This window comes from Micromonospora wenchangensis (assembly GCF_002210435.1).
Lineage (GTDB): Bacteria > Actinomycetota > Actinomycetes > Mycobacteriales > Micromonosporaceae > Micromonospora > Micromonospora wenchangensis.
Genome location: NZ_MZMV01000086.1, coordinates 1 through 23260 on the forward strand (window position 1 = coordinate 1; position 23260 = coordinate 23260).

General features: G+C 73.4%; 18 protein-coding genes. All 18 read left to right on the forward strand.

The window, feature by feature from the left end:
* Positions 1-1009 precede the first annotated feature (1009 nt).
* Entirely contained in the window at positions 1010-1609 is a 600-nt protein-coding gene (locus B5D80_RS30055; protein WP_372444640.1) for a hypothetical protein, read from the forward strand.
* Positions 1610-1756: 147 nt separating this feature from the next.
* A complete protein-coding gene (locus tag B5D80_RS30060) occupies positions 1757-2218 on the forward strand; it encodes a DUF948 domain-containing protein (protein WP_088647310.1) in 462 nt (153 codons plus the stop codon).
* 34 nt (positions 2219-2252) lie between these two features.
* Positions 2253-2558, forward strand: a complete 306-nt coding sequence (locus tag B5D80_RS30065) for a hypothetical protein (protein ID WP_067312326.1) — start codon at positions 2253-2255, stop codon at positions 2556-2558.
* Complete coding sequence (alaS, locus tag B5D80_RS30070) at positions 2555-5233, forward strand: alanine--tRNA ligase (RefSeq protein WP_088647311.1); 2679 nt, start codon at positions 2555-2557, stop codon at positions 5231-5233. Before B5D80_RS30065 ends, alaS begins: the two co-directional genes overlap by 4 nt.
* A gap of 72 nt (positions 5234-5305) precedes the next feature.
* A complete protein-coding gene (ruvX, locus tag B5D80_RS30075) occupies positions 5306-5767 on the forward strand; it encodes a Holliday junction resolvase RuvX (RefSeq protein WP_088647312.1) in 462 nt (153 codons plus the stop codon).
* Positions 5764-6996, forward strand: coding sequence for an endolytic transglycosylase MltG (gene mltG, locus B5D80_RS30080; protein WP_088647313.1), 1233 nt, complete (start codon positions 5764-5766; stop codon positions 6994-6996). The genes ruvX and mltG overlap by 4 nt, the downstream gene beginning before the upstream one ends.
* Positions 6993-7802, forward strand: a complete 810-nt coding sequence (locus tag B5D80_RS30085; protein WP_088647314.1) for a shikimate dehydrogenase — start codon at positions 6993-6995, stop codon at positions 7800-7802. The genes mltG and B5D80_RS30085 overlap by 4 nt, the downstream gene beginning before the upstream one ends.
* A gap of 215 nt (positions 7803-8017) precedes the next feature.
* Complete coding sequence (locus tag B5D80_RS30090) at positions 8018-9520, forward strand: glycoside hydrolase family 16 protein (RefSeq protein WP_088647315.1); 1503 nt, start codon at positions 8018-8020, stop codon at positions 9518-9520.
* A gap of 115 nt (positions 9521-9635) precedes the next feature.
* A complete protein-coding gene (locus tag B5D80_RS30095) occupies positions 9636-10871 on the forward strand; it encodes a hypothetical protein (protein WP_088647316.1) in 1236 nt (411 codons plus the stop codon).
* Positions 10872-11189: 318 nt separating this feature from the next.
* The gene (locus B5D80_RS30100; protein ID WP_088647317.1) at positions 11190-12029 is read left to right on the forward strand and encodes a phosphatase PAP2 family protein; all 840 of its coding nucleotides are present in this window, start codon (positions 11190-11192) and stop codon (positions 12027-12029) included.
* A 91-nt stretch (positions 12030-12120) separates the two neighbouring features.
* Positions 12121-13065, forward strand: coding sequence for a glycosyltransferase (locus tag B5D80_RS30105; protein ID WP_088647318.1), 945 nt, complete (start codon positions 12121-12123; stop codon positions 13063-13065).
* 134 nt (positions 13066-13199) lie between these two features.
* Positions 13200-15206, forward strand: coding sequence for a delta-60 repeat domain-containing protein (locus B5D80_RS30110; RefSeq protein ID WP_088647323.1), 2007 nt, complete (start codon positions 13200-13202; stop codon positions 15204-15206).
* 189 nt (positions 15207-15395) lie between these two features.
* Positions 15396-17039 (forward strand): YveK family protein, encoded by a 1644-nt coding sequence (locus tag B5D80_RS34935; protein WP_088647319.1) that lies wholly within the window; start codon positions 15396-15398, stop codon positions 17037-17039.
* Complete coding sequence (locus B5D80_RS30120) at positions 17032-17961, forward strand: glycosyltransferase family 2 protein (RefSeq protein WP_088647320.1); 930 nt, start codon at positions 17032-17034, stop codon at positions 17959-17961. Before B5D80_RS34935 ends, B5D80_RS30120 begins: the two co-directional genes overlap by 8 nt.
* A complete protein-coding gene (locus tag B5D80_RS33990; protein WP_211291707.1) occupies positions 17954-20158 on the forward strand; it encodes an O-antigen ligase family protein in 2205 nt (734 codons plus the stop codon). The genes B5D80_RS30120 and B5D80_RS33990 overlap by 8 nt, the downstream gene beginning before the upstream one ends.
* A complete protein-coding gene (locus tag B5D80_RS30130; RefSeq protein WP_144081807.1) occupies positions 20155-21765 on the forward strand; it encodes a lipopolysaccharide biosynthesis protein in 1611 nt (536 codons plus the stop codon). Before B5D80_RS33990 ends, B5D80_RS30130 begins: the two co-directional genes overlap by 4 nt.
* Before the next feature lie 13 nt (positions 21766-21778).
* Positions 21779-22666 carry a sulfotransferase domain-containing protein gene (locus B5D80_RS30135; RefSeq protein WP_088647321.1) on the forward strand — a complete coding sequence of 296 codons (888 nt, stop codon included), beginning with the start codon at positions 21779-21781 and terminating at the stop codon, positions 22664-22666.
* 99 nt (positions 22667-22765) lie between these two features.
* Positions 22766-23260: chorismate synthase (locus B5D80_RS30140; RefSeq protein WP_144081808.1), on the forward strand; the 495-nt coding region annotated here is incomplete at its 3' end.

Here is a 23260-nt window from a genome sequence, read left to right on the forward strand (position 1 = left end):
ACGGTCCCACGGCCCCGGCGGCCCTGACGGCCCCGGCTCTCCAGCAGGCCGGGGTACGCCGCCCGGTGGTCCCCGGACCGGTGCCACGGCCGCCGTGCCGGTGCCCGGGGTCGCGCCGGTCGCCGGCGGTCCGCGTGCGGCGGCGTCCCCACCTGTGGTACGCCCGGCCGGTGACACCGGTCCGGACGGTGCCGCCGCGGCGCCCACCTCCGGCGCTCCCCGGGTCGGCGTCCCGGTCCCGAACGGCCCCCGCCCGGCGGGTGTCCCCGGTGGCGGCCCCCGCCCCGATGTCCCGGCCGCGGGCGGCCCGCGTCTCGGCGAGCCCGATCCACGGGCACCGCGCCCCGGCGCACCGGCGCGCGGCACCGCCCGCCCGGACGCTCCGGCCTCCGGTACCGCCCGTCCGGTCTCCGGCACGGCACGTCCGGACGCCCCGGCCTCCGGTACCGCCCGTCCGGTCACCGGCACGGCACGTCCGGACAGTCCAGCCTCCGGTACCGCTCGCGTCGACGGCCCCGCCCACCCGGCCGGTCCCGCCGCCGGCACGGCGCGTCCGGGTGGCCCCGCCACCGGCACCGCGCGTCCGCCCGTACCCGCCGACGACCCGCGCCGTGCGGCGGGGGCGGAGGGGGACCGACGGCCCGGACCGGCTGCCGATGCCGCTCCCCGGCCCGCCGGTGCGGGCGGTGTCGTCGCGGCGGCGGCGGTGGCCCGGGCCACCGCGCCGGGCGTACGACCGGAGGGGCCCGTCGGTCGGGCGGCTCCGCCGGTGCGTCCCGCCGACCGGGCGGAGGCGGCGGGTTCCGCCGTCGTGCCACCCGCCACCGGCCGGGTCGACGGGCCGGGTGTGGCCCGGGTGGCCCCTCCGGAGGAGGCCCGGTCCGATTCCGACGGTCCGGTCGGCGGGCCGTTGCGCCCGGCGGCCGGGGGCGACGCGTCCGGCGTCGACTCCGAACCGCCCGCCGGCACCGGGCCACGAGGCCGGTCGGGGGAACGGCGTCGGCTGCGGCTGGGGGTCCTGGTGCTGGTCAGCGTGGTGCTCCTCGGGGCGCTCCCGCTCTATTTCGGGATGCGCACGTTGAGCCGGGACCCGGTCTTCGACACCCTCGACGAGTTGGGTGTGCCCGGCTGGGCGACGGCGAAGACGGTGGACAACGTCAGCGGCAGCCGCTGGTGCCTGCAGGACTGCCGGTTGCGGGAGCGCACCGTGGAGTCCGACCGGGCGCCGGAGGAGACCGCCCGGGTCTACGAGCAGGCCCTGCGGACGGAGGGCTGGCGGCGTTGGGAGGTCACCCGCTGCCCGGAGCAGCCGGCCAAGGGCAGCTACACCTGCTGGCGGCGCGACGAGCTGACCCTCGACCTGTGGGTGCGGGAGCCGACCTGCGCGGCACCGCAGGCCAGCGGTGACCCGGCGGTGCCGCCGGCCACCCCGGTCCCACCCGCGGCGGGGGAGTGCACCGGCTCGTTGGTCTCGGTGAAGGTCCGTAACGCGATCGACGACGAGCGGACCCGGCCACAGCCGAGCACCGACCCGTCACTGACCGGTGAGGACCCGTTCCCGACGATCACCGATGATCCGCTCGGCGATCTGACACGCTCACCATCCTGAGCCGGCTTCCATCACGGACGGTAGGGTCTGGGGCTGGCAGGCCCGCCTGCTCCCGATGACCCCGTGCGGGTCACGCCGCGACGGCGGGGATCCGGGTCGCGTGTTCCGGGGCGTCGGGCCCCGGAACCCTGCTTGAGGAGGACTTGCGTGGATGGTGGACAGATCGCTGCGCTGATCGCGGCCGGCGCGTTCCTGATGCTGGTGCTCGTGCTGGCGGTGCCGATCCTGCGGCTGCGGCACACCGTGGACGCGACGACCCGGATGATCAACGACCTCAACGAGCAGACCGCCCCGCTGCTGGGGGACGTGAACACCACGGTGAAGAACGTCAACGTCGCCCTGGAGCAGGTGCAGACCTCCCTCGACGGGGTGAACCTCCAGCTCGCCAAGGTCGACACGATGACCAGCCACGCGCAGAACGTCACCGCCAACGTGGCGAACCTGGCCACCGTCGTCTCGGCCGCCGCGGCCAACCCGCTGGTGAAGGTGGCGGCCTTCGGGTACGGCGTCCGCCGGGCCGCGTCGGCGCGGCGGACCGCGGAGACCGAGCGTGAGGTGCGCGACACCATCAAGCAGCAGCGTCGGGCCGCCCGGCGCGGCAACCGCTGACCCCGGGCCGGCGGCGCACAGGAGGATAGGGGACATGAGGCGACTTTTCTGGCTCGGTATCGGGCTGGCCGTGGGCGTGGTGGTGGTCCGCAAGGCCACCCGGACGGCCCAGGCGTACACCCCGGCGGGCATCGCCAGTGGGCTGTCCGAATCCGCTGGCGGTCTGGTCGAGTCGCTGCGTAGCTTCGTGGAGGACGTACGGATCGGGATGGCCGAGCGCGAGCAGGAGATCCACGAGGCGTTCGCCCGGGGTGAGGCGTTCGACGACCAGTTCGCCGAGCTGCGGGAGGACCCGCGCATCGGTGACCGAGAGATCTTTCCGGAGGAACCCCAGCGATGAAGACGGCGGAGATCAAGCGGCGGTACCTCGCCCACTTCGAGGCGAACGGGCACACCGTGGTGCCGTCCGCTCCGCTGCCCGCCATCAGCGATCCGAACCTGCTGTTCGTCAACGCCGGCATGGTGCAGTTCGTCCCGTACTTCCTGGGGCAGCAGACCCCCGCGTACCGGCGGGCGGTGAGCGTGCAGAAGTGCCTGCGCACGCCGGACATCGACGAGGTCGGCAAGACCAGCCGGCACGGCACGTTCTTCCAGATGAACGGCAACTTCTCCTTCGGTGACTACTTCAAGGCCGGGGCGATCCCGCTGGCCTGGGACCTGGTCACCAAGCCGGTCGCCGAGGGCGGTTACGGGCTGGACGGCGAGCGGGTCTGGCCGACGGTCTACCTCGACGACGACGAGGCGTTCGAGATCTGGCGGTCGGTGGGGGTGCCGGCCGAGCGGATCGTGCGCCGGGGCAAGGCGGACAACTTCTGGTCGATGGGCATTCCCGGCCCGTGCGGCCCGTGCTCGGAGCTGTTCTACGACCGGGGCCCGGAGTACGGCCGCGAGGGCGGCCCGGCGGTCGACGAGGACCGCTACATGGAGTTCTGGAACCTGGTCTTCATGCAGTACGAGCGGGGTCCGGGCAGCGGGAAGGAGGACTTCCCGATCCTGGGCGACCTGCCGGCGCAGAACATCGACACCGGCATGGGCCTGGAGCGGATGGCCTCGATCCTGCAGGGCGTGGACAACCTCTACGAGATCGACGAGGTGCGGCCGATCCTGGACCGGGCGGCGGAGCTGACCGGCAAGCGGTACGGCGCGCACTCCGGGCACGTGGCGAGCGAGTCGCACCCGGACGACGTACGGCTGCGGGTGGTCGCCGACCACGTGCGGACCGCGCTGATGCTGATCGGCGACGGGGTGACCCCGAGCAACGAGGGGCGCGGCTACGTGCTGCGCCGGATCATGCGGCGGGCGATCCGGGCGGTGCGGCTGCTGGGCTGGCAGGAGCGGGCGCTGCCGGAGCTGCTGCCGGTGGCCCGGGACTGCATGTCCCCGTCGTACCCGGAGCTGGCGGAGGAGTTCGACCGGATCTCGCAGTACGCGTACGCCGAGGAGGACGCGTTCCTGTCGACGTTGCGGGCGGGCACGACGATCCTGGACACGGCGATCGCGGAGACCCGGTCGGCGGGTAAGCCGGCGCTGTCGGGGGAGAAGGCGTTCCAGCTGCACGACACGTACGGTTTCCCGATCGACCTGACCCTGGAGATCGCGGCCGAGCAGGGCCTGCAGGTCGACGCGGAGGGCTTCCGCCGGCTGATGGCCGACCAGCGCAGCCGGGCGAAGGCCGACGCGCAGGCCCGCAAGACCGGGCACACCGACGTGTCGGCGTACCGGTCGGTGCGCGACGACGGCGGTGAGGTGGAGTTCACCGGCTACACCGAGTTGCAGCGGGAGTCCCGGGTCCGGGCGCTGCTGCGCGGTGGCGCGACGGTGGGCGCGGCGGTCGAGGGGGAGACGGTCGAGCTGGTGCTCGACACCACCCCGTTCTATGCCGAGGGCGGCGGTCAGCAGCCCGACCAGGGGCTGATCACGGTCGGCGCCGGCCAGGTCGAGGTGTTCGACGTGCAGCAGCCGGTGCCGGGGCTGATCGTGCACCGGGCGAAGGTGGTCCGGGGTGAGGTGCGGGCCGGCGAGACCGGCTACGCCGAGATCGACGTGACCCGCCGCCGGGCGATCTCCCGGTCGCACACGGCGACCCACCTGGTGCACCAGACGATGCGCAACTTCCTCGGCGAGTCGGCGACCCAGGCGGGTTCGTTGAACGCGCCGGGCCGGCTGCGGTTCGACTTCAACACCCCGACCGGGGTGTCGCCGAGCGTGTTGCACGACGTGGAGCAGCAGGTCAACGAGGTGCTGCTGGCGGATCTGGAGGTCAACGCCTTCATCACCACCCAGCAGGAGGCGCGGCGGATCGGCGCGATGGCGCTGTTCGGCGAGAAGTACGGCGAGCGGGTGCGGGTCGTCGAGGTCGGCGACTACGCCCGGGAGCTGTGCGGCGGCACCCACGTGGCCCGGTCGGCCCAGCTCGGCCTGGTGAAGATCCTCTCCGAGGCGTCGGTCGGTTCCGGGGTCCGCCGGATCGAGGCGCTGGTCGGGATGGACGCGTTCGGCTTCCTGGCCCGCGAGCACCTGTTGGTGTCCCGGCTGGCGGAGCTGTTCCGGGTGCCCGGTGAGCAGGTCGCCGACCGGGTGGAGCAGACCGTCACCCAGTTGCGGGACGCCGAGAAGGAGCTGGAGAAGCTCCGCGCCCAGCTGGTGCTGGGCGGGGCGGCGGCGCTGGCCGGGCAGGCGAAGGACGTCCGGGGGGTGGCGTACGTCGGCACCGAGGCGCCGGAGGGCGCGGCCGGCAACGACGTGCGGACCCTGGCCCAGGAGATCCGCGGCAAGATCGACCCGGCGCGGCCGGCCGTGGTGGCGGTGGCGGCCCGGTCGAACGGGAAGGCATCCCTGGTGGTGGCCGTGAACGCGGCGGCCCGTGGGCGTGGCCTGGCGGCGAACGACCTGGTCAAGGCGGCCTTCTCCGGGCGTGGCGGGGGCAGCCCGGACGTGGCGCAGGGCGGTGGCCTGCCCGCTGCGGAGGCGCCGAACCTGCTGCTCACGGTCGAGAAGGCGATCGCCGACGCGTGACGGTTCAGCACCCGAGCCAGGGCGGACCCGAGCTGGTCCGCCCTGGCTCGTCACCGGGGAGGGTGACCATCCGTGAGTGAGTCGTCCCGTGGGGTCCGGTTGGGCGTCGACGTGGGGCAGGTCCGGGTGGGGGTGGCCCGGTCCGATCCGCACGGCATCCTGGCCACCCCGCTGGTCACCCTGGCCCGGGACCTGACCGCCGGCCCGGACGCGGTGCCCAGCGACCTCGCCCAGCTCGCGCAGCTGGTCGTCGAGCACGAGGCCGTCGAGGTGGTCGTCGGTCTGCCGGTCAACCTGGCCGGTCGGCACGGCCCGGCCGCCCAGCACGTGTTGGCGTACGTGAGCCGGTTGACCGAGGTGATCGCCCCGGTTCCGGTGACCCTCACCGACGAGAGGATGTCAACTGTCGTCGCGTCTCGTAGGCTTGCCGAGCGTGGCGTCCGGGGAAAGCGCCAACGTGCGGTGGTGGATCAGGCCGCCGCGGTCGAGATCCTGCAGAGCTGGCTGGAAGCGCAGCGGAGGCGGACGGAATGATCGACGATCTGGACCTCGGGTTCGACGAGCAGGAGAGGGGGGAGAAGGGCCGGCACCGGCGCGGCTTCGTCAACCGACGTAACGGCAAATCGGGCGGCAAATCGGGCGGCGGGCACGGGAAGACCATCTTCGCCCTGTTCATGGCCCTGGTGCTGCTGGGTGGCATCGGCGGCGGGGCCTTCTACGGCTTCGACCGGATCCGCAACCACTTCGTCACCCCGGACTTCGACGGTCCCGGCACGGGTGAGGCGCTGGTCGACGTCAAGCAGGGCGACACCGCCACCGACATCGGCAACTCCCTCTACGACGCCGGTGTGGTCAAGAGCACCAAGGCCTTCGTCGAGGCGGCCGACGACAACGCGCTCAGCAAGAACATCCAGGTCGGCCGGTACAAGGTCAGGAAGGAGATGCGCGCCACCGACGCGCTCGCCCTGTTGCTGGACCCGAAGAGCCGGGTGGTCAACGGCGTCACCATCCCCGAGGGCATGATCACGCTGGCCATCTACGACCTGCTGGCCAAGGAGACCAAGATTCCGGTCGCCGAGTTCAAGGCCGCCGCCAAGGACCCGGTCAAGTTGGGCGTGCCGGAGTTCTGGTTCAACCGCAAGGACGGCAAGAAGGGGCCGCGCAGCCTGGAGGGCTTCCTCTACCCGGCCACCTACGAGCTGCCGCCGAAGGCGACCGCCCCGCAGATCCTGTCGCTGATGGTGGACAAGTTCCTCGACGTGACCGGGGAGATGAAGTTCGTCGAGACGGTCGAGGCCGATCGGGGCATCTCGCCGTACGAGGCGTTGATCACCGCGTCGATCGCGCAGGCCGAGTCGGTCAACCACGAGGACATGCCGAAGGTGGCCCGGGTGATCTACAACCGGGTCTACACCGACCGCTACCACTGCAAGTGCCTGGAGATCGACAGCGCGATCAACTACTGGCTGCGGTTGCAGGGCAAGGACCCGAAGGATTCCGACATCCTCAAGCAGTCCGAGCTGAACGACCCGAGGAACCCGTACCGGACGCACGGCGCGGACGGGTTGACCATCACCCCGATCAGCAACCCCGGCGAGGACGCCCTCAAGGGGGCGATGAGCCCGCCCAACGGCACCTGGGTCTACTTCATGACCATCGACAAGAAGGGCACCATGGGCTACGGCACCACCGACGCCGAGTACCGGGGTCTCATCCGCAAGATGTGCACCAACGGTGTGCTGAGCGGAGAGAACTGCCGGTGAGGGCGGCGGTGCTCGGCCAGCCGATCGCGCACTCCCTCTCCCCGGTGATCCACAACGCGGGTTACGCCGCCGCCGGGCTCGACGGCTGGTCGTACACCCGGATCGAGTGCGGGGCACAGGAGCTTGCGGCGCTGGTCACCGGCCTGGGCCCGGAGTGGGCCGGGCTGTCGGTGACCATGCCGGGCAAGGAGGCGGCGCTCGCGGTGGCCGCCGCCGCGTCGCCGGTCGCCGCCGCCGTCGGCGCGGCCAACACGCTGGTCCGTCGTCCCGACGGCTCGTGGTACGCCGACAACACCGACGTCACCGGCATGGTGGACGTGCTGACCGAAGCCGGGGTACGCCCCGGTGCCACGGTGACGGTGCTCGGTGCCGGGGGCACCGCCCGTGCCGCCCTGGCCGCCGCCGCCCGGCTCGGCGCGGCGACGGTGACGGTGGTGGCCCGGCGGGCGGAGGCGGTGGCGCAGTTGCGGCAGGTGGCGTCGGCGGTCGGGGTGGAGCTGGTGCCGGCGGCCTGGTCCGACGCCGCCGCCCATACCCGTGCCGACCTGGTCGTCTCCACCGTGCCCAAGGGGGTGGCCGACCCGGTCGCGGCCGGGGTCGACTGGGGACCGTCCACGGTGCTCTTCGACGCGTTGTACGACCCGTGGCCGACCCCGCTGGCGGCCTCGGCGCTGGCGGCCGGCCGGCGGGTGGTCTCCGGGCTGGATCTGCTGCTGGCCCAGGCCGTCGGCCAGTTCACCCAGTTCACCGGGGTGCCGGCACCGGTCGACGCGATGCGGGCGGCGCTGGCGGCGGCCCGCCGCTGACCGTCGGCGGGCCGGGCGTCACCGCATCGCCGACTTTCCGGTCAATCAGGCGTAACCTCGCCGAAGCGGCAATCGTTTGCTGGCCTGCCGAAAAGCAACCCCTGTTGCCTTATTCTTTGGTTAAGTCGTGTCGTCACTCCGATTTCCGACCTGCCACATCCAGCCGTGGTGGTTACGCTGCTGCCGGTAATCGTCGCCCACCCGGGGAGTGTTCCTTGAGCCGGCACGGAATCCACCGCGCACTTCCGGCCATCAGCGGTCGACGCAAGGCGATCGTCCTCAGTGTCCTGAGCGTCACCGCGGTCGGCGGCATCACGGCCACGATGATGCCGTTGATCGCCGCCGAGGTGCCGCCGATCACCCTCTCCGCCGTCGCCGACACCACGGTCACCCAGGTCCCGCAGGACGGCGACAACGGGATCAAGACCACCCTGGCCAGTTGCCCGCAGCTCTGCGACGGCAACCGCAACGGCCGGCGCGACGCGGTGCTGGAGTTCCAGGTGCGGGGCCTGCCCGCCGACGCGGTCGACGTCAAAGCATCCCTGCGGGTGTACGCGTGGCAGCAGTTCTCGTCCCGGGTCCGGGCCCACGCCGCCCAGGGCACCGCTGTCGGTGCCGGCGCATGGGACTACCGACCCGCCCTCGGCCCGGTGCTCTCGGCCGTCGACCGGGTCGCCCAGGGCTACAACGAGTGGGACGTCTCCGCCGCCGTGACGGGCAACGGCCCGGTCACCTTCGCGTTGACCCAGGAGAACTGGAACACCCGGATCTACTGGGCCTCGCGGGAGAACGCCAAGGCCGCCATCCGGCCGAGCCTGGTGCTGACCTACCAGCGCGGCGACCGGTCGCCGACCCGGCCGCCGGCCACCACGGCGGCACCGACCACCGCCGCCCCGTCGCCGACGCGTACGTCGCCGTCGCCGAAGCCGACGCGGACGGTCAGCCCGCCCGCGCCGACCACGGCCACCCCGCGCCCGACGCCGACCGTGCGTCCCGGCACCGACGTGCCCGGCTGGCGGCTGGTCTGGTCCGACGAGTTCACCGGGCCGACGGTCGACCTCAAGCGGTGGAACCTGCGCGACAACGAGGGCCGCGACATCGACAAGGGCTGCAACGTCGACGACCCGGACAACACCTTCGTCGCCGACGGGGTGCTGACCCTGCGCGCCCAGCGGGAGACCGCGGTGTGCAGCTCGCAGACCCGGCAGTACACCCAGAGCTACCTGGACACCATCGGCAAGGCGTCGTTCACCTACGGCCGGTTCGAGATGCGGGCGAAGTCGCCCAACGGGCCGACCGACTCGAAGGGGCTCTGGCCGGCGTTCTGGCTGCGCCCCGACGACGGCGGCAAGGGCGAGATCGACGTGGTGGAGCTGCCCGGTGGGGCGTCCCTGCACGGGGCCGCCACCCAGGCGATCTTCTACGACTACACGCCGGTCAAGCAGGACCAGCGGTGGGACTTCCCGACCGGCTACCCGGGTGACGGCTTCCACACGTACACCACCGAGTGGGAGCCGGGCGTGATCCGCTGGTACATCGACGGCCGGCAGGTCTGGCAGCGGGACCGCAGCACCACCCCGTGGTTCGACGAGGCGTTCAACAAGCCGTTCAACCTGCGGCTGAACTTCCAGGTCGGCGGCTGGCTGGGCGACCCCGACGCGGCCACCCGGTTCCCGGCCGACTTCCGGGTCGACTACGTCCGCGTCTGGCAGCGCTGAGCCGCCCGGCACGTCGTACGCCGCCCGGCGGGTCACCTCCCGCCGGGCGGCGGCTTGTCCGCTGCCCCTATCGTGTCCGCCAGCGCGCGGCGGTCGGGCGGGACAGGTGGAGGGCATGACGGTGGCGACGGACCCACGGACCCGGCAGGACGGCCTGGGCTGGGTGACCCGGGCCATCTTCGGTGACCCCCGGCTCTGGCTCGGTATGCCGCCCGATCCGGTGCCCGCCACCCACCGTCCGGTCGTCCGGTACGCCGTGGTGCCCTCGGTGGAGCGGGCCAGGTTCCTGCTCCCGTTGGCCTCCCGCCGGGTCGGCGCGGCGTCGACGCTGGCGTACAACGCGCTGCGTCCGCCCCGGGTACGGGCCAACCGGTTGGCCGTCGGCGTGCTGGCCGGGCTCGGGGCGACCGGGCTGGCCCGGATGCCGGTGCTGACCGTGGCGCTGCCCGCCGACGCCGACCCGGCCGAGTTGCTGCTCGCCGGGCACCTGGGCCGGCTGACGGGTCGGCCGCTGCACGCCGCGATCGGCATCCGTCCCCCCGACCCGCACCACAAGCCGACGTTGCAGCTCTTCGACGACCGGGGTGTCGCCCGGGCGTACGCGAAGATCGGGTGGAACGACGCGACCCGGGCGATGGTGCGCGCGGAGGCCGCCGCGCTGCGGGAGTTGCCCCGCGACGGCGGCGACTTCCCGGACGTGCCCCGGCTGCTGCGCGAGGTGCAGTGGGGTGACCTGGCGGTGACCCTGGTCGAGCCGATGCCGGCCCGGGTACGCCGGCCCCGCCGTCCGCTGCGCCCCGAGGTGGCCGCGATGCTGGCGGTGGCCCGGCGCGACGGCCCACCCTCGACGCCCCGGCCGCTGCGCGGTTCGGCGTTCCTGGCCGACCTGACCGCGCGGGCGGCTGCCGCCGGTGGGCCGGTGGTCGCGGCGGTGGCCGCCCTGGCCGCCCGCGACGGCGACCGGCCGGTGGAGTTCGGCCACTGGCACGGCGACTGGGTGCCGTGGAACCTCGGCCGGCACCGGGGGCGGCTGGTCGTCTGGGACTGGGAGAACAGCGGTGCCGACCGGCCGCTCGGCTTCGACCTCGCCCACCACGGCTTCCAGAGCGCACTGTCGCTGGGTGGCCGGGACGTCGCGGGGGCGACCGGGGAGATGGTCGAGCTGTTGGGCCGGCACGGTGCGGCGTTCGGCCTGGACCCGGCGGGGCGTCAATTCGTCGCCGACGCCTATCTCGTCGAGTTGTGGTTGCGCACGGCGGAACTGGCCGCCGGCGGGGGTGGCTGGAGTGCGAAGTTGCACCCCGCGCTGCTGCACGCGCTCGCCGACCGGCTGGGCACGCCCCGCCCCTGACCGGCGCTTTCCCGTGGGCTGGGACAAGTGTCGGGGTCCCGACCGGAAAAACGGCGAAAAGCCCACACTGCCGTCACCGCCGCTACCGAAGCCGGCTCACGTTCCACTAGGGTGGCCCCACTCGACGACCACTGGCCGGTGACGGCGTGGTCGGTCCGGCCCGGGACGACGTGGGGACCTCGTTCCGGGGCACAGGGTGTGGGGGAGGCCCGGCCGACGGCCGGCACAATCAGGGAGCACGATGGGATCGTCACGTGTCATTCAGCCCGGGGTGGACCATGCCCCGGCCACCGGCCGTGCGGCTGGCGGTCACCTCCGGTGACCATCGTCTACGTGCTGGCCGTCCTGGCGGTGCTGGTGCCGCTGCTGGTCGTCCCGGTGCTGGCGTCGCGGTGGATGTCGGCCGTCGCCACCGGCCGGACGGCCGAACGGTTCCGGGTCGCCCTGGCCGGGCTGACCGCCGCGTTCGGCCGGGTCGGCGCGGCCGTGGTGGTGCTGCTGGCCGGGTGCGCGGCGGTCGTCGCCGTGTGCTGGCCGGTCGGTGAGGCGATCTCCCGGCTCGAACCCCACGTCGACCACCCGGTCTTCGACTACGTGCACGCCCACCGGGTCGGCTTCTGGGAGGACGTCAACCTGTTCATCTCCCCGATCGGCGACCGCTACCCGCTCAAGTGGGTGACCGTGGTGGCCGCGATCGGCTTCGCCATCGCCTGGCGTCGCCGCCGCTGGTGGATCCCGCTGGTGGCGATGCCGTTGCAGTTCGTCGTCGAGCAGTACACCCAGACGATCCTCGCGAAGGTCGTCGACCGGGGTCACCCGCCGACCGACCTGGGCACCTACCCCTCCGGCGGCTGCGGCCGGGTGCTGATGACCTTCGGCACCATCCTGGTGCTGGCCGCGCTGACCTGGCGGCTGCCGCGCCGGGTGCTGATCGGCCTGGTCACCGCCCTGGCCGTGCTGGTCTCGGTGGAGGGCTACACCCGCATCTACGCCGAGAAGCACTGGCTCACCGACGTGTTCGGCGGGTGGTTCTTCGGCACCCTGCTGACCGGCGTGATGGTGCTCGCCGTGCTGGTCGCCGACGGTCGGGTCCGCCGACCCGCGGCCCCGGCACCGACGGGCACCGTCGACGACGACCGGATGTTGACCGGCACCTGACCCGTACCCCCCCGTCCGGTGGGCGCGACCCGTCCCCGCGCCGTCCGGACCCGGCCCCCACCACTCCTCGCACAGAAGTTGGGCCACCGACGTGACCACCCTCCTCGTCGCCTCCACCGGTGGGCACCTCGCCGAGCTGCACGACCTGCTGCCCCGGCTCGGGGTGCAGCACGACTGCGTCTGGGCGACGTTCGACTCCCCGCAGAGCCGGTCGCTGCTCGACGGGCACGAGGTCATCCACGTGCCACCGGCGAGCACCCGCGACCCGGTGGGTGCGCTGCGCGACCTGCTGGCCGCCCGCCGGGTGCTCTGCGACGGGCGGTTCCGCCGGGTGGTCAGCACCGGTGCCAGCGTCGCCATGTCGTTCTTCCTGCCCGCCGCCCGGCACGGCCTGGACTGCCACTACATCGAGAGCGCCACCCGCACCGTCGGCCCGTCGCTGACCGGCCGACTGGTCGCCCGGGTGCCTCGGACCCGGCTCTACACGCAGTACCCGGGCTGGGCGAACGGCCGGTGGCGCTACGGCGGTTCCATCTTCGACGGTTACGCGCCCGCGCCCGCCACCCCGCGCCCGGTCTCCAAGATCGTGGTGACCCTCGGCACCCAGGACCGCTTCGGCTTCCCGCGCCTGCTGCAACGCCTGGTCGACGTGGTGCCCGCCGAGGCTGAGGTGCTCTGGCAGGTCGGCGCGACCCGGATCCCCCGGATGCCGGCCGGGGCCCGCCGGCAGGTGCCGTACGCCGAGATGCAGCAGGCCATGCGGGAGGCCGACGTGATCGTCACCCACGCCGGGGTGGGGTCGGCGCTGGCCGCGATGCGCGCCGGCCACCGCGCCGTCTACGTGCCGCGCCGGGCCCGCCACGGCGAACACGTCGACGACCATCAGGTGGAGATGGCCCGGGAACTCGACCGGCGCGGACTGGTGCTGGCCCGGGAGGCCGATGCCGTCAGCACCGACGACCTGACCCGGGCGGCCGCCTGGACGGTGACCGCCACCGGTGCCGTTCCGGCGTTCCGGTGGGCGGAGGCGGCATGAGGGCGACCCGGGCAGGGCGGCCCGGTGACCGGCTCCGCCGGTCGATGCGCGATTCTCGTCCTGCGTGGGTCGTCCGGACGCGACCCGTACGGCAGGACAGGGCCGAGCCGGTGGCTGACCGGACCGGTCGGTTGATGGTGGGAAATGTCCGGGCAGAGCAAGCTACGCACGATCTCACTTCATTTTTGGGGGCGCCAGTGCTTCACAGAACGTCTCGACCGGTGTGGCGGCGGTGGTTCGCCGCGCTCGCCGCACCGGTGCTCGCGGTCGGCCTCCTGGCCGCGCCCGCCCACGCGGCGGACCTCACCCCGGTAACCAGCACGCTCACCTCGGCCAACCCGGCGGACAACATTCCGCACGCGCAGGACGGCGACACCAAGGCGTTCGCCGAGATCGGCAACACGGTCTACGTGGGCGGTTCCTTCACCTCGGTCAAGGCGGCCGGGGGCACCAGCTGGACCTCGCGCAACTACCTGTTCGCCTACGACCGGACCAGCGGCGCGCTCAAGGCCGACTTCAGCCCGACGCTCGACGGCGCGGTGCACGCCCTCGCCGCCAGCCCCGACGGCAAGCTGATCGTCGGTGGCGCGTTCAAGAACGTCAACGGGGTCAGCCGCAAGAACCTCGTCCAGCTCGACCCGGTGACCGGCGCGACGGTCGCCAGCTGGGTCGGCCGCAGCGACGGCGGCCTGGTCCGCCGTACCGTCGTGGTCGGCAACAAGCTCTACATCGCCGGCGCGTTCCACTGGGTCAACGGCACCGAGCACTCGCTGCTGGCCCGGCTCGACGCGACCACCGGCGCGATCGACCCGAGCTTCCAGATCGACGCCAGCGTCGCCCGCGCCAGCAGCGAGCTGGTCTGGGGCCTGGCCGTCTCGCCGGACGGCAAGACCCTGGTCGCGGTGGGCAACTTCACCGAGGTCAACGGCCAGCCCCGCAACCAGGTGGTGGTCGTCGACCTGGACGGCACCCCGGCGGTCGCCAACTGGAGCACCCAGCGCTACGTGGCGCCCTGCTACAGCGGGTCGTTCCCGTTCTACGCCCGCGACGTCGACTTCTCCGACGACGGCAAGTACTTCGTGATCATCGCCGACGGTGGTCGGGGCGACGGGGCGTACTGCGACGCCATCGCCCGGTTCGAGACCGCCGACCGAGGCACGGCCATGGACGCCACCTGGGTCAACTACACCGGCACCGACTCGGTGACCTCCGTCGAGGTGGCCGACAACGTGGTCTACGTCGGCGGTCACTTCCGCTGGCTGAGCAACGCCAACGGCAACGACTCGGCCGGCAGTGGCGCGATCAACCGGTTCGGGCTCGGCGCGCTGGACCCGATCAACGGCCTGCCGCTGGTCTGGAACCCGACCCGTTCGGGCGCCCCGGCGGGCACCACCACCTGGGGCCCGATCATGTGGGAGCTGTGGCGGGGCAGCACCGGCCTCTACGCCGGCTTCGACTCCGACGGCCTCGGCAACGAGTACCACGGGCGGCTAGGCCTGTTCCCGCTCGCCGGTGGCCGTACCGTCGCGGCGACCAACGCCCCGACGGCGTCCTCGGGCTACCTGTACGTCGGGACCGGCAACGGGCAGACCGCCAAGGTGCCGTTCAACGGCAGCACCCTGGGCACGCCGGTGAGCAGCGCGCAGGCGAACCTCACCGCGGCCGGCGCGGCCTTCTCGGTCGGCAACAAGCTCTACTGGTCGAAGACCGACGCGACCGCAGCCGGTGGCAGCTACCTGGGTGTGTCGATGTTCACCGGTGGCACGGTGGGCGCACCCTGGGTGAGCAGCGGCTACAACGACTGGTTTAACCCCGCCACGCTGGCCGGCGCGTTCTACCTCGACGGTCGGATGTACTACACCAAGGCCGGTACCAACAAGCTGTTCTACCGGTACCTGGAGCCCGACGGCTACATCGTCGGCTGCTCCGAGTTCACCCTGCCCAGCGTGGGCCTGAACTGGGGCAACGTGCGGGGGATGGCCTGGGTCGACGGTAAGATCGTCTACGGCAACACCAACGGCTCCCTGCGGGCCGTGCCGTTCGACGAGACCGCCGTCGACGGTGCCGCCTCGGTCGAGATCGCTGCGGCCGGCGGCGGCGTGGACTGGTCGAGCAAGACGCTGTTCTTCGCCACCTCCTGAGCCACACCTGCCACGGGCGGTCCGCCGGTGTCCCCGGACACCGGCGGGCCGCCCGCTGCGCAGGGGGCCGGTCGGCTGTCGACCACAGGTGAACGGTCGGCGACAATGGGACAACCAGCGGCTCGCACCGGGGCCGTCGTCGGCCCGCGCCGACCCGCCCACCCCTCGCATCGCAAGAGGACCTGACTGATGGATGTGACCGACGTCACTCCCGCCCGGCAGCGCCCGGTCGGCCTGGCCGAGTTGGCCCGCATTCCGCTGCGGCGGTGGCGCACGGTGCTCGCCGCCACCGGACTGGTGCTGTTACTGGTGGCCGCCTACCTGCTGGTCTTCCCGGCCACCTACACCGCCACCACCGCCGTGGTGGTCCGCCCGGTGGTCACCGACCCGTTCTCGGTGCCCTCCGGCGGCGCCGACCGGGCGGTCAACATGACCGCCGAGAGCGGGATCGCCACCAGCAACGACGTCATCGACAAGGTCGCCTCGATCACCGGCCGGGACACCACCGCCGTGGCCGACTCGCTCACCGTGGAGACGCCGGTCGGCGGGCAGGTGATGCGGTTCAGCTACGCCGGGCACAGCGAGGCCGAAGCGGTCGACGGCGCGAACGGCGCGGCCGAGTCGTACCTCGAACTGCGCAAGGGCATGTACGAGAACCAGCGCGCCGCGGTGCTCAAGTCGTACGACGAGACCATCGCCCTGGTCACCAGCCAGCGCACCACCACCCAGCGGTCGTTGCCGGCCAACCAGGGCTCGTCCAGCCCGTCGCCGCGCACCAGCGCCCTGCTCGACCAGCTCCGGGCGCTCAACGACCAGCTCGCCACCCTCGCCGAGCAGCGTTCCAAGATCGCCTCGGCGGACCTGAGCCCCGGTTCGGTCACCAGCGCCGCCCGCGCGCCCGTCCCGTCGAGCCGGGACGCCGCCCCGCTGATCCTGGTCGCCGGGCTCCTCGGTGGCCTGCTGGTCGGCGGTCTGGTCGCCTTCGTCCGGGAATCCATGGACCGCCGGGTCCGCACCGCCGGTGAGGCCTCCGCGGTGGTCGGCGCCCCGCTGCTGGGCACCGTCGGGCGGGACCGCTCGGGTCGGCTCTCCGACACCGACCTGCGCTACCTGGTGCTGGCCCTGGGCCGGTGGGTGGACGGGCCGACGCCGCCGCCCCTGGTCCTGCTCTCCAGCGCCGCCGACGAGCAGCGGGAACAGGTCACCGCCGGGGTCGCCGCGGCGCTGGCCCAGTCCGGGCACGAGGTACGCCTGGGCGTCGCCCCGGAGAGCAAGGAGCGGATCCGGGCGCTGCTCACCGAGGCCCAGCGCCGGCACCCGGCCGTCGAGCAGACCCGTCCCCGGGTGCCCCGCCCCCGGCCGATGCCCAGCAGCGTCCCGGCCCCGGCCACCGCCACCCCGGCCGTCGGCGGCAACCCGGAGGACACCATGGTCATCCCGCCGGTCCGCAAGCCCCGGCCGTTCCCCACCGACGACCCGAAGAACGGTGGCGTCTACCGCTCCACCACCACCTCGGCGGACAAGACCGAGATCATCCCCCGGGTGCTGCCCAAGGAGGCCCCCGCCACCGACGGCGAACAGGTCCGCATCGGTGCCGGCGCGGTACGCCTGGTCCCGCTGGAAGCCCCGGTGGCGGCGGGGATCACCGTGATCGACGCCCCGCCCGCCCTGCACGACGAACGGGGCGTCCGGGCCGCCCGGGAGGGACGGGCCGTGCTGGTCGCCGCCCGCGACAAGACCCGCACCGGCCGGCTGGGTCAACTGGTGGACCGGCTGCGCGCGGTGGGCGTCGAACCGGTCGGGTTCGTGGTGACGGGAGAGAAGCGTGACTGAGCCGACGACCACCGGGCACCCGCCGGTGACCGTGGTGATCGCCACCCGGGACCGGCCCGGCCTGCTGGAACGGGCCGTCCGCGCGGTGCTCGACCAGGACTACCCCGGGCCGGTCGAGTGCGTCGTCGTCTACGACCACACCGACCTGCGGGAACTGGACGTCGACGTGCCGGCCGGGCGCACCCTGCGGTACGTCGCCAACACCCACCGGCGGGGGCTGCCCGGCGGCCGGAACACCGGCTTCGACACCGCCACCGCCGACCTGATCGCCTTCTGCGACGACGACGACCACTGGCTGCCGGCGAAGCTGCGCCGGCAGGTGGAGCTGCTGGCGCAGCGGCCCGACGCCGCCGCCGCGAGCTGCGGCATCCGGCTGGAGGGGCCGGGCATCGCCAAGGAACGGCAGCTCGACCGGGCCGAGGTCGGCCTGCCCGACTTCGTCGAGGACCGGATCATGGAGGTGCACTCCAGCACCATCCTCATCCGGCGCTCCACCTGGGCGGCCATCGGCCCGGTCGACGAGGAACTGCCAGGCGGCTACGGCGAGGACTACGAGTGGCTGCTGCGCATCGCCGGGCACGGCCCGGTGGTGATCGTGCCCGAGGTGCTGGTGGTGGTCGACTGGCACGGCGGCTCGTTCTTCTTCGGCCGCTGGGCGACCATCGTCGAGGCCACCCGCTACCTGCTCGACAAGCACCCCGAGCTGGCCGGCAGCCGTACCGGCCTGGCCCGGCTGCACGGGCAGATCGCGTTCGCGCTCGCCTCCGGCCGGCGACGCGGCGAGGCGGTGCGCGAACTCGGCCGGGTGATCCGGCTCAACCCCCGCGAGAAGCGGGTGCTGGTGACCGTCCCGGTGGTGCTCGGGCTGCTGTCGGGGGAGCGGGTGCTGCAGCTCGCCCAGCGCCGGGGCCGGGGTGTCTGACCGGCGGACGCCCGGCTCGTTCGCCGGGCCGCCGCCGCTGCCCACCTGGCCCCTGCTGGCCATGTTCGGGCTGGTCCCGCTCTGGTGGATGCTCGGCGGCTTCTACCTCGGCTGGTCGGTGTTCGGGGTGGTGCTGCTGGGCCTGATGGTCACCCGGGGCCGGGTGGCGCTGCCCGCCGGCACCGCCTGCTGGCTGGTGCTGCTCGCCCTGGTGCTGCTCAGCTTCACCCGGCTCGAACGGGCCACCGCCTACCTCACCTCCGGGCTGCGCTTCGGCTTCATGCTGACCGCCCTGATCGTCTGCGTCTACGTCTACAACCTGGTCCGCGACGGCGTCCCCTGGGAACAGGTGCTCCGCCCGCTCGGCTGGTACTGGCTGGGCGTGGTCGCCCTCGGCTGGCTGGCCGTGCTGGCCCCCCGGTTCCAGCTCACCACCCCGGTGGAGATGCTGCTGCCGGGCAGCATGTCGGGGGAACGGTTCATCCAGGCGTTGACCCACGTGCGGGCCAACGAGTTCAACCCGGTCTCCCGGGCCCCGATCTACCGCACCGCCGCGCCCTACCCGTACACCAACAACTGGGGTACGGCGTACGCGCTGCTGGTGCCGTGCGTGCTGGCGTACCTGACCTCGGTGCGTACCGGCAAGTTCCGGGTGGCGCTGCTGGTGTCGTTGCCGCTGTCGATGGTGCCGGCGTTCATGACCCTCAACCGGGGCATGTTCCTCGGCCTCGGTGCCGGGCTGACCTACCTGGGCCTGCGGGCGCTGGTACGGGGCAATGCCAAGCTGATCGCCTCGATCGGTGGGCTGGTGCTGCTGGTCTGGGTGGTCAGCCTGGTGGTGCCGGTGCAGGAACTGATCGACAACCGGGTCAGCAGCACCGACACCAACGTCGACCGGATGGACCTCTACGTCCGTACCCTCCAGGCCGTCGAACGCTCGCCCCTGCTCGGGTACGGCGCACCGAACAGCGTCGACACCACGCTCGCCGAGGAACCCCTCGGAACCCAGGGGATGATCTGGCAGGTGCTCTACAGCCACGGCATCCCGGCCCTGGTCGCCTTCCTGGCCTGGCTGGCGCTGATCGCCAAGCGCCTGGCCGGCGCGGTCTCCCCGGCCGGGCAGTGGTTGAGCACGATCCCGGTGATCGCCCTGGTGGTGATCCCCGTGTACGCCTACATCGACCCGAACATGTCGGTCATCTTCTTCGCGGTCGGGGCCGGGCTGGCGGCGGTCAGCGGGCCGGTGAACCGCGCGGTGACCCTCGCGCCGGGGGTCGTCGACGCCCGCACGCCACGCGCCGCGACGGCCGGCTCCCGCGTACCGTCCCCGGTGACCGGCACCGTGACGTCCGGTGCCCCGGCGACCGCCGGTACGGCCCCGGCGACCGGAACCGCTGCCGTGCCGGCCCGCGCGTCGGCCACCGTCAAGACCCCGCCGACCCGCGCCGCGGCCACCGTGCCACCCCGGCCCACCAGGGCCACCGCCACCGTGCCACCCTCTGTTCCGCCCGCGTCGGCACCCCCGGTCCCACCCCGCACCCCGGCTCCGTCCGCGACGGAGTCACCGGCGGCCCCGCCCGCGACGGCACCCGCGTCCCCACCCCGCACCCCGGCTCCGTCCCCGTCCGCTCCGGTCCCGCCACCGGCTCCGCCGGCGACGTCCGCTCCGGTCCGGCCACCGGCCTCTTCGGTGCCGTCCTGGCCCCCGGCCCAGGCCCCGGCCCGTGCCTGCCCCCCCGCCCCGGTGCCGGAGCAGAGGCCGTCGCCTACCCCGCCTCCGGTCGCGGCACCGCGCCCGACCGCCGGGCCGGTTCCTGGCCCGGTGCCCCGCCGGCCCGCGATCCCCCTTCCCGGGCCGGCCCGACCGCCCACTGCCGACCAGGCGTCGTCCCCGGCCCCGACCGTCTCTCCGACGTCGTCCCCGGTTCCTTCTCCGACGGCAGCTCCGGCTCCCATGCCGGCTCCGGCCCCGATCGCGGCCCCGACCTCGGCCCCGGCTCCCGCCCGGTCCCCGGTGGCGACACCTGTCAGCGGTTCCCGGCCAGCCGGCGGGGTGGACGCGCCGACGGTGGTGCAACCCGCACGCGCCGGCGGCAGCACCCCACCCACGACCCCGGCCGACGACCGGCCCCGCGTCGGGGAGCAGAGCGACACCGCAGACCAGACCCGCACCGAGGACGGCAGGGAGCAGGCATGAGACGACCGGGAACCGGAACCACTCCGGCGGTGCCCCGGCAACTCGACCGTCGCGCCGCCGATCAGGGACCGCATCCGTCGACCGGCCCGGCGGTCACCGGCGGGACCGACGCGGCGGGCGGCTCCGGCGAGGTGCGGCGCAGCGCCCGCAACGGCGCGGTCGGGTTGGTCGGCGCGGCGGTCAACGGCGCGTTGGGTTTCCTGCTCACCGTGGTCATCGTGCGCGGCTTCGGCACCGACGGCTCCGGTGCGCTGTTCACCGCCATCGGTGTGGTCTCCATCCTGGGCGCGGTCTGCTGCGCGGGTGCGGACACCGCCCTGGTCTGGGCCCTGCCCCGCCGCCGGGTGGGTGCCGACGGTGACGCCGCCCGGCTGCTGCCTGTCGCGTTGCTGCCGGTGCTCCTGCTCACCGGGGTCGTGGCGGCGGTCGGCGCGCTCACCGCCGACCTGCTCGCCCCGGTCTTCTTCGCCAGGTCGGACGGGCCGACGCTGCTGCGCCTGGCGTTCCTCGCCCTGCCGGTCACGGTGGCGATGACCGTGCTGCTCGCCGCCGTCCGGGCGGTCCGGCCGGTGACCGCCGTGGTGGGTATCCAGTACGTGCTGGTGCCGCTGGCCCGGCCCGCCCTGCTGCTGGCGACGGTCGCCACCGGTGCCGGGGTGGTCGCCGGGTTCGGCGGTTGGCTGCTGCCGGTGGCGTTGGCCGTGGTCGCCGCCGCCGTACTGCTGCTGCGGCCCCTCGGCCTGTTCGCCGGGGCGCGGCTACGCCCGGACGGCGCGGACTGGCGTACCCTCTGGGGCTTCGCGTTGCCCCGGGCGGTGTCGGCGGCCATCGACGCGAGCAGCATGTGGGTCGGGGTGCTACTCACCTCGGCGCTGGCCGGCGCGGACGAGTCCGGCGTCTTCGGCGCGGTCGGCCGGTACGCCCTGGCCGGGCTGTTGATCATGCAGGGGTTGCGGGTGGCCGTCGCACCCCAGTTGTCCCGGCTGCTCGGGCAGGGGCGCACCGCCGACGCGGCGCTGGTCTACCGGCGGGTCACCGTCGTGATCATCCTGCTGTCCTGGCCGGCGTACCTGCTGCTGGCGGTGTTCGCGCCCGGGTTCCTCAGCCTCTTCGGCGACGGGTTCACCGTCGGGGCCGCCCCACTGGCGGTGCTCGCCGGGGCGATGCTGGTCAACTCGGGGGTGGGCATCGTGCAGACGATGCTGCTGATGAGCGGCAACAGTGCCCGGCACCTCCAGGCCACCGTGGTCGGGCTGGCGCTCACCGTCGGGCTGGGCTTTCTGCTCATCCCCGACCACGGTGCGCTCGGTGCGGCGTACGCCTGGACGGCCGGCGTGGTCGCCGAGAACGTGCTGGCCGCGGTGGCCGCCCGGGTGGCGATCGGCGAGCCGCTGCTCACCCGCTCGGTGGGCTGGGCGGCGGTCGGGGCCGGCGGCGGCGCGGCCGTGGTGGCGGTGGCCAGCGCGCTGGTCGCCGGCCGGGGCGTGGCCGGCCTGGCACTGGCCCTGGTGGTGCTGGCGGTCGTCGCCGCCGGGCTGCTGCTGGACCGGCGGGTCCGGCGTACGGTCCGGGCCGCCGTGACGATGCTCAGGCCGAGACCGGCGTGACGAGAGGGAGACGATGACGATCCGCGACCGCCTCAAGGGTGTGGTCCCGCACCAGGTCACCCACCAGGTGCGCAGCTCGCTGGTCCGGTACGGCGAACGCACCAGCGACCGCCGGCCGCTGCCCGACTTCCTGATCACCGGCACCAAGCGGGGCGGCACCACCTCGCTGTGGCGTTACCTGCTGGCGCACCCCCTGGTGCCGCGGCTCTTCCCGGCCTGGAACACCAAGACCTCGCACTACTTCGAGGAGAACTGGGGCCGGGGCGAGGCGTGGTACCGGTCGCACTTCCCGACGGTGCGGCACCGGCAGGCCCTGGAACGCCGGCACGGCGGGCCGGTCCGCGTCGGCGAGGCCGCACCGCTGTACATGTTCCACCCGCTCGTCCCGCAGCGGGTCGCCGAGCTGATGCCCGACGTCCGGTTGATCTTCCTGCTCCGCGATCCGGTGGAGCGGGCGTACTCGCACTGGAAGGAGCGGCGCACCGAGGGCAGGGAGCCGCTGGACTTCGCCGAGGCGCTGGCCCGGGAGGAGGAACGGACGGCGGGGGAGCGGGAGAAGCTGGTCGCCGACCCGACGTACTTCAGCGAGGCGTACGACTGGTACACCTACCGGGCCCGGGGCCGCTACCTGGAGCACCTGACGCCGTGGCTGGACCGGTTCGACCGCTCCCAGCTGCTGATCCTGCCCAGCGAGACGCTGTACGCCGAGCCGGCCGCCACGTACGCCCGGGTGCTGGACTTCCTCGGCCTGCCCCCGCACCGGCTCGCCGCGTACGAGGCGCACAACCACCGGCGCAGCAGCGCCATGCCGGATCAGGTCCGGGCCGAGCTGAGCGCCCACTTCGCCCCGCACAACGCGGCGCTGGAGCAGCGGCTGGGGATGCGCTTCGACTGGTCGTGACCGGTGCCGGTGCCCCGCCGGGTGGACCTCGTCGTCCGTAGGGCGGGACGGGCCGGGCACGGTGCCGTCGCCGGCACCGGGCGTGACAGACTGACCGCTGTGTTGCGTTGGCTGACTGCAGGTGAATCGCATGGTCCGGCTCTGGTGGCGTTGTTGGAGGGGGTGCCGGCCGGGGTGGCGGTGACTTCTGCTGATATCGCGGGTGAGTTGGCGCGTCGTCGGTTGGGGTATGGCCGGGGTGCGCGGATGGCGTTCGAGCAGGACGAGGTCGAGGTTGTCGGTGGTCTGCGGCACGGTGTCACCCTGGGTAGTCCGGTGGCGATCCGGGTGGGGAATTCGGAGTGGCCGAAGTGGCGGACGGTGATGGCCGCCGACCCGGTCGATGCGGACGAGTTGGCGAGTCAGGCCCGTAACGCCCCGCTGACCCGTCCCCGGCCTGGCCACGCCGACCTGGCGGGCATGCAGAAGTACGGCCACGGCGACGCCCGGCCGATCCTGGAGCGGGCGAGTGCGCGGGAGACGGCTGCCCGGGTGGCCGTGGGCACCGTGGCGAAGGCCCTGGTGAAGCAGGCCCTCGGTGTGGAGATCGTGTCG

Bases quoted from the DNA above. Each gene is read 5' to 3' on its own strand.
- B5D80_RS30065 (WP_067312326.1), top strand. From the start codon at position 2,253: ATGAGGCGACTTTTCTGGCTCGGTATCGGGCTGGCCGTGGGCGTGGTG.
- alaS (WP_088647311.1), top strand. From the start codon at position 2,555: ATGAAGACGGCGGAGATCAAGCGGCGGTACCTCGCCCACTTCGAGGCG.
- mltG (WP_088647313.1), top strand. From the start codon at position 5,764: ATGATCGACGATCTGGACCTCGGGTTCGACGAGCAGGAGAGGGGGGAG.
- B5D80_RS30095 (WP_088647316.1), top strand. From the start codon at position 9,636: ATGACGGTGGCGACGGACCCACGGACCCGGCAGGACGGCCTGGGCTGG.
- B5D80_RS30110 (WP_088647323.1), top strand. From the start codon at position 13,200: ATGGTGGGAAATGTCCGGGCAGAGCAAGCTACGCACGATCTCACTTCA.
- B5D80_RS34935 (WP_088647319.1), top strand. From the start codon at position 15,396: ATGGATGTGACCGACGTCACTCCCGCCCGGCAGCGCCCGGTCGGCCTG.
- B5D80_RS30130 (WP_144081807.1), top strand. From the start codon at position 20,155: ATGAGACGACCGGGAACCGGAACCACTCCGGCGGTGCCCCGGCAACTC.
- B5D80_RS30135 (WP_088647321.1), top strand. From the start codon at position 21,779: ATGACGATCCGCGACCGCCTCAAGGGTGTGGTCCCGCACCAGGTCACC.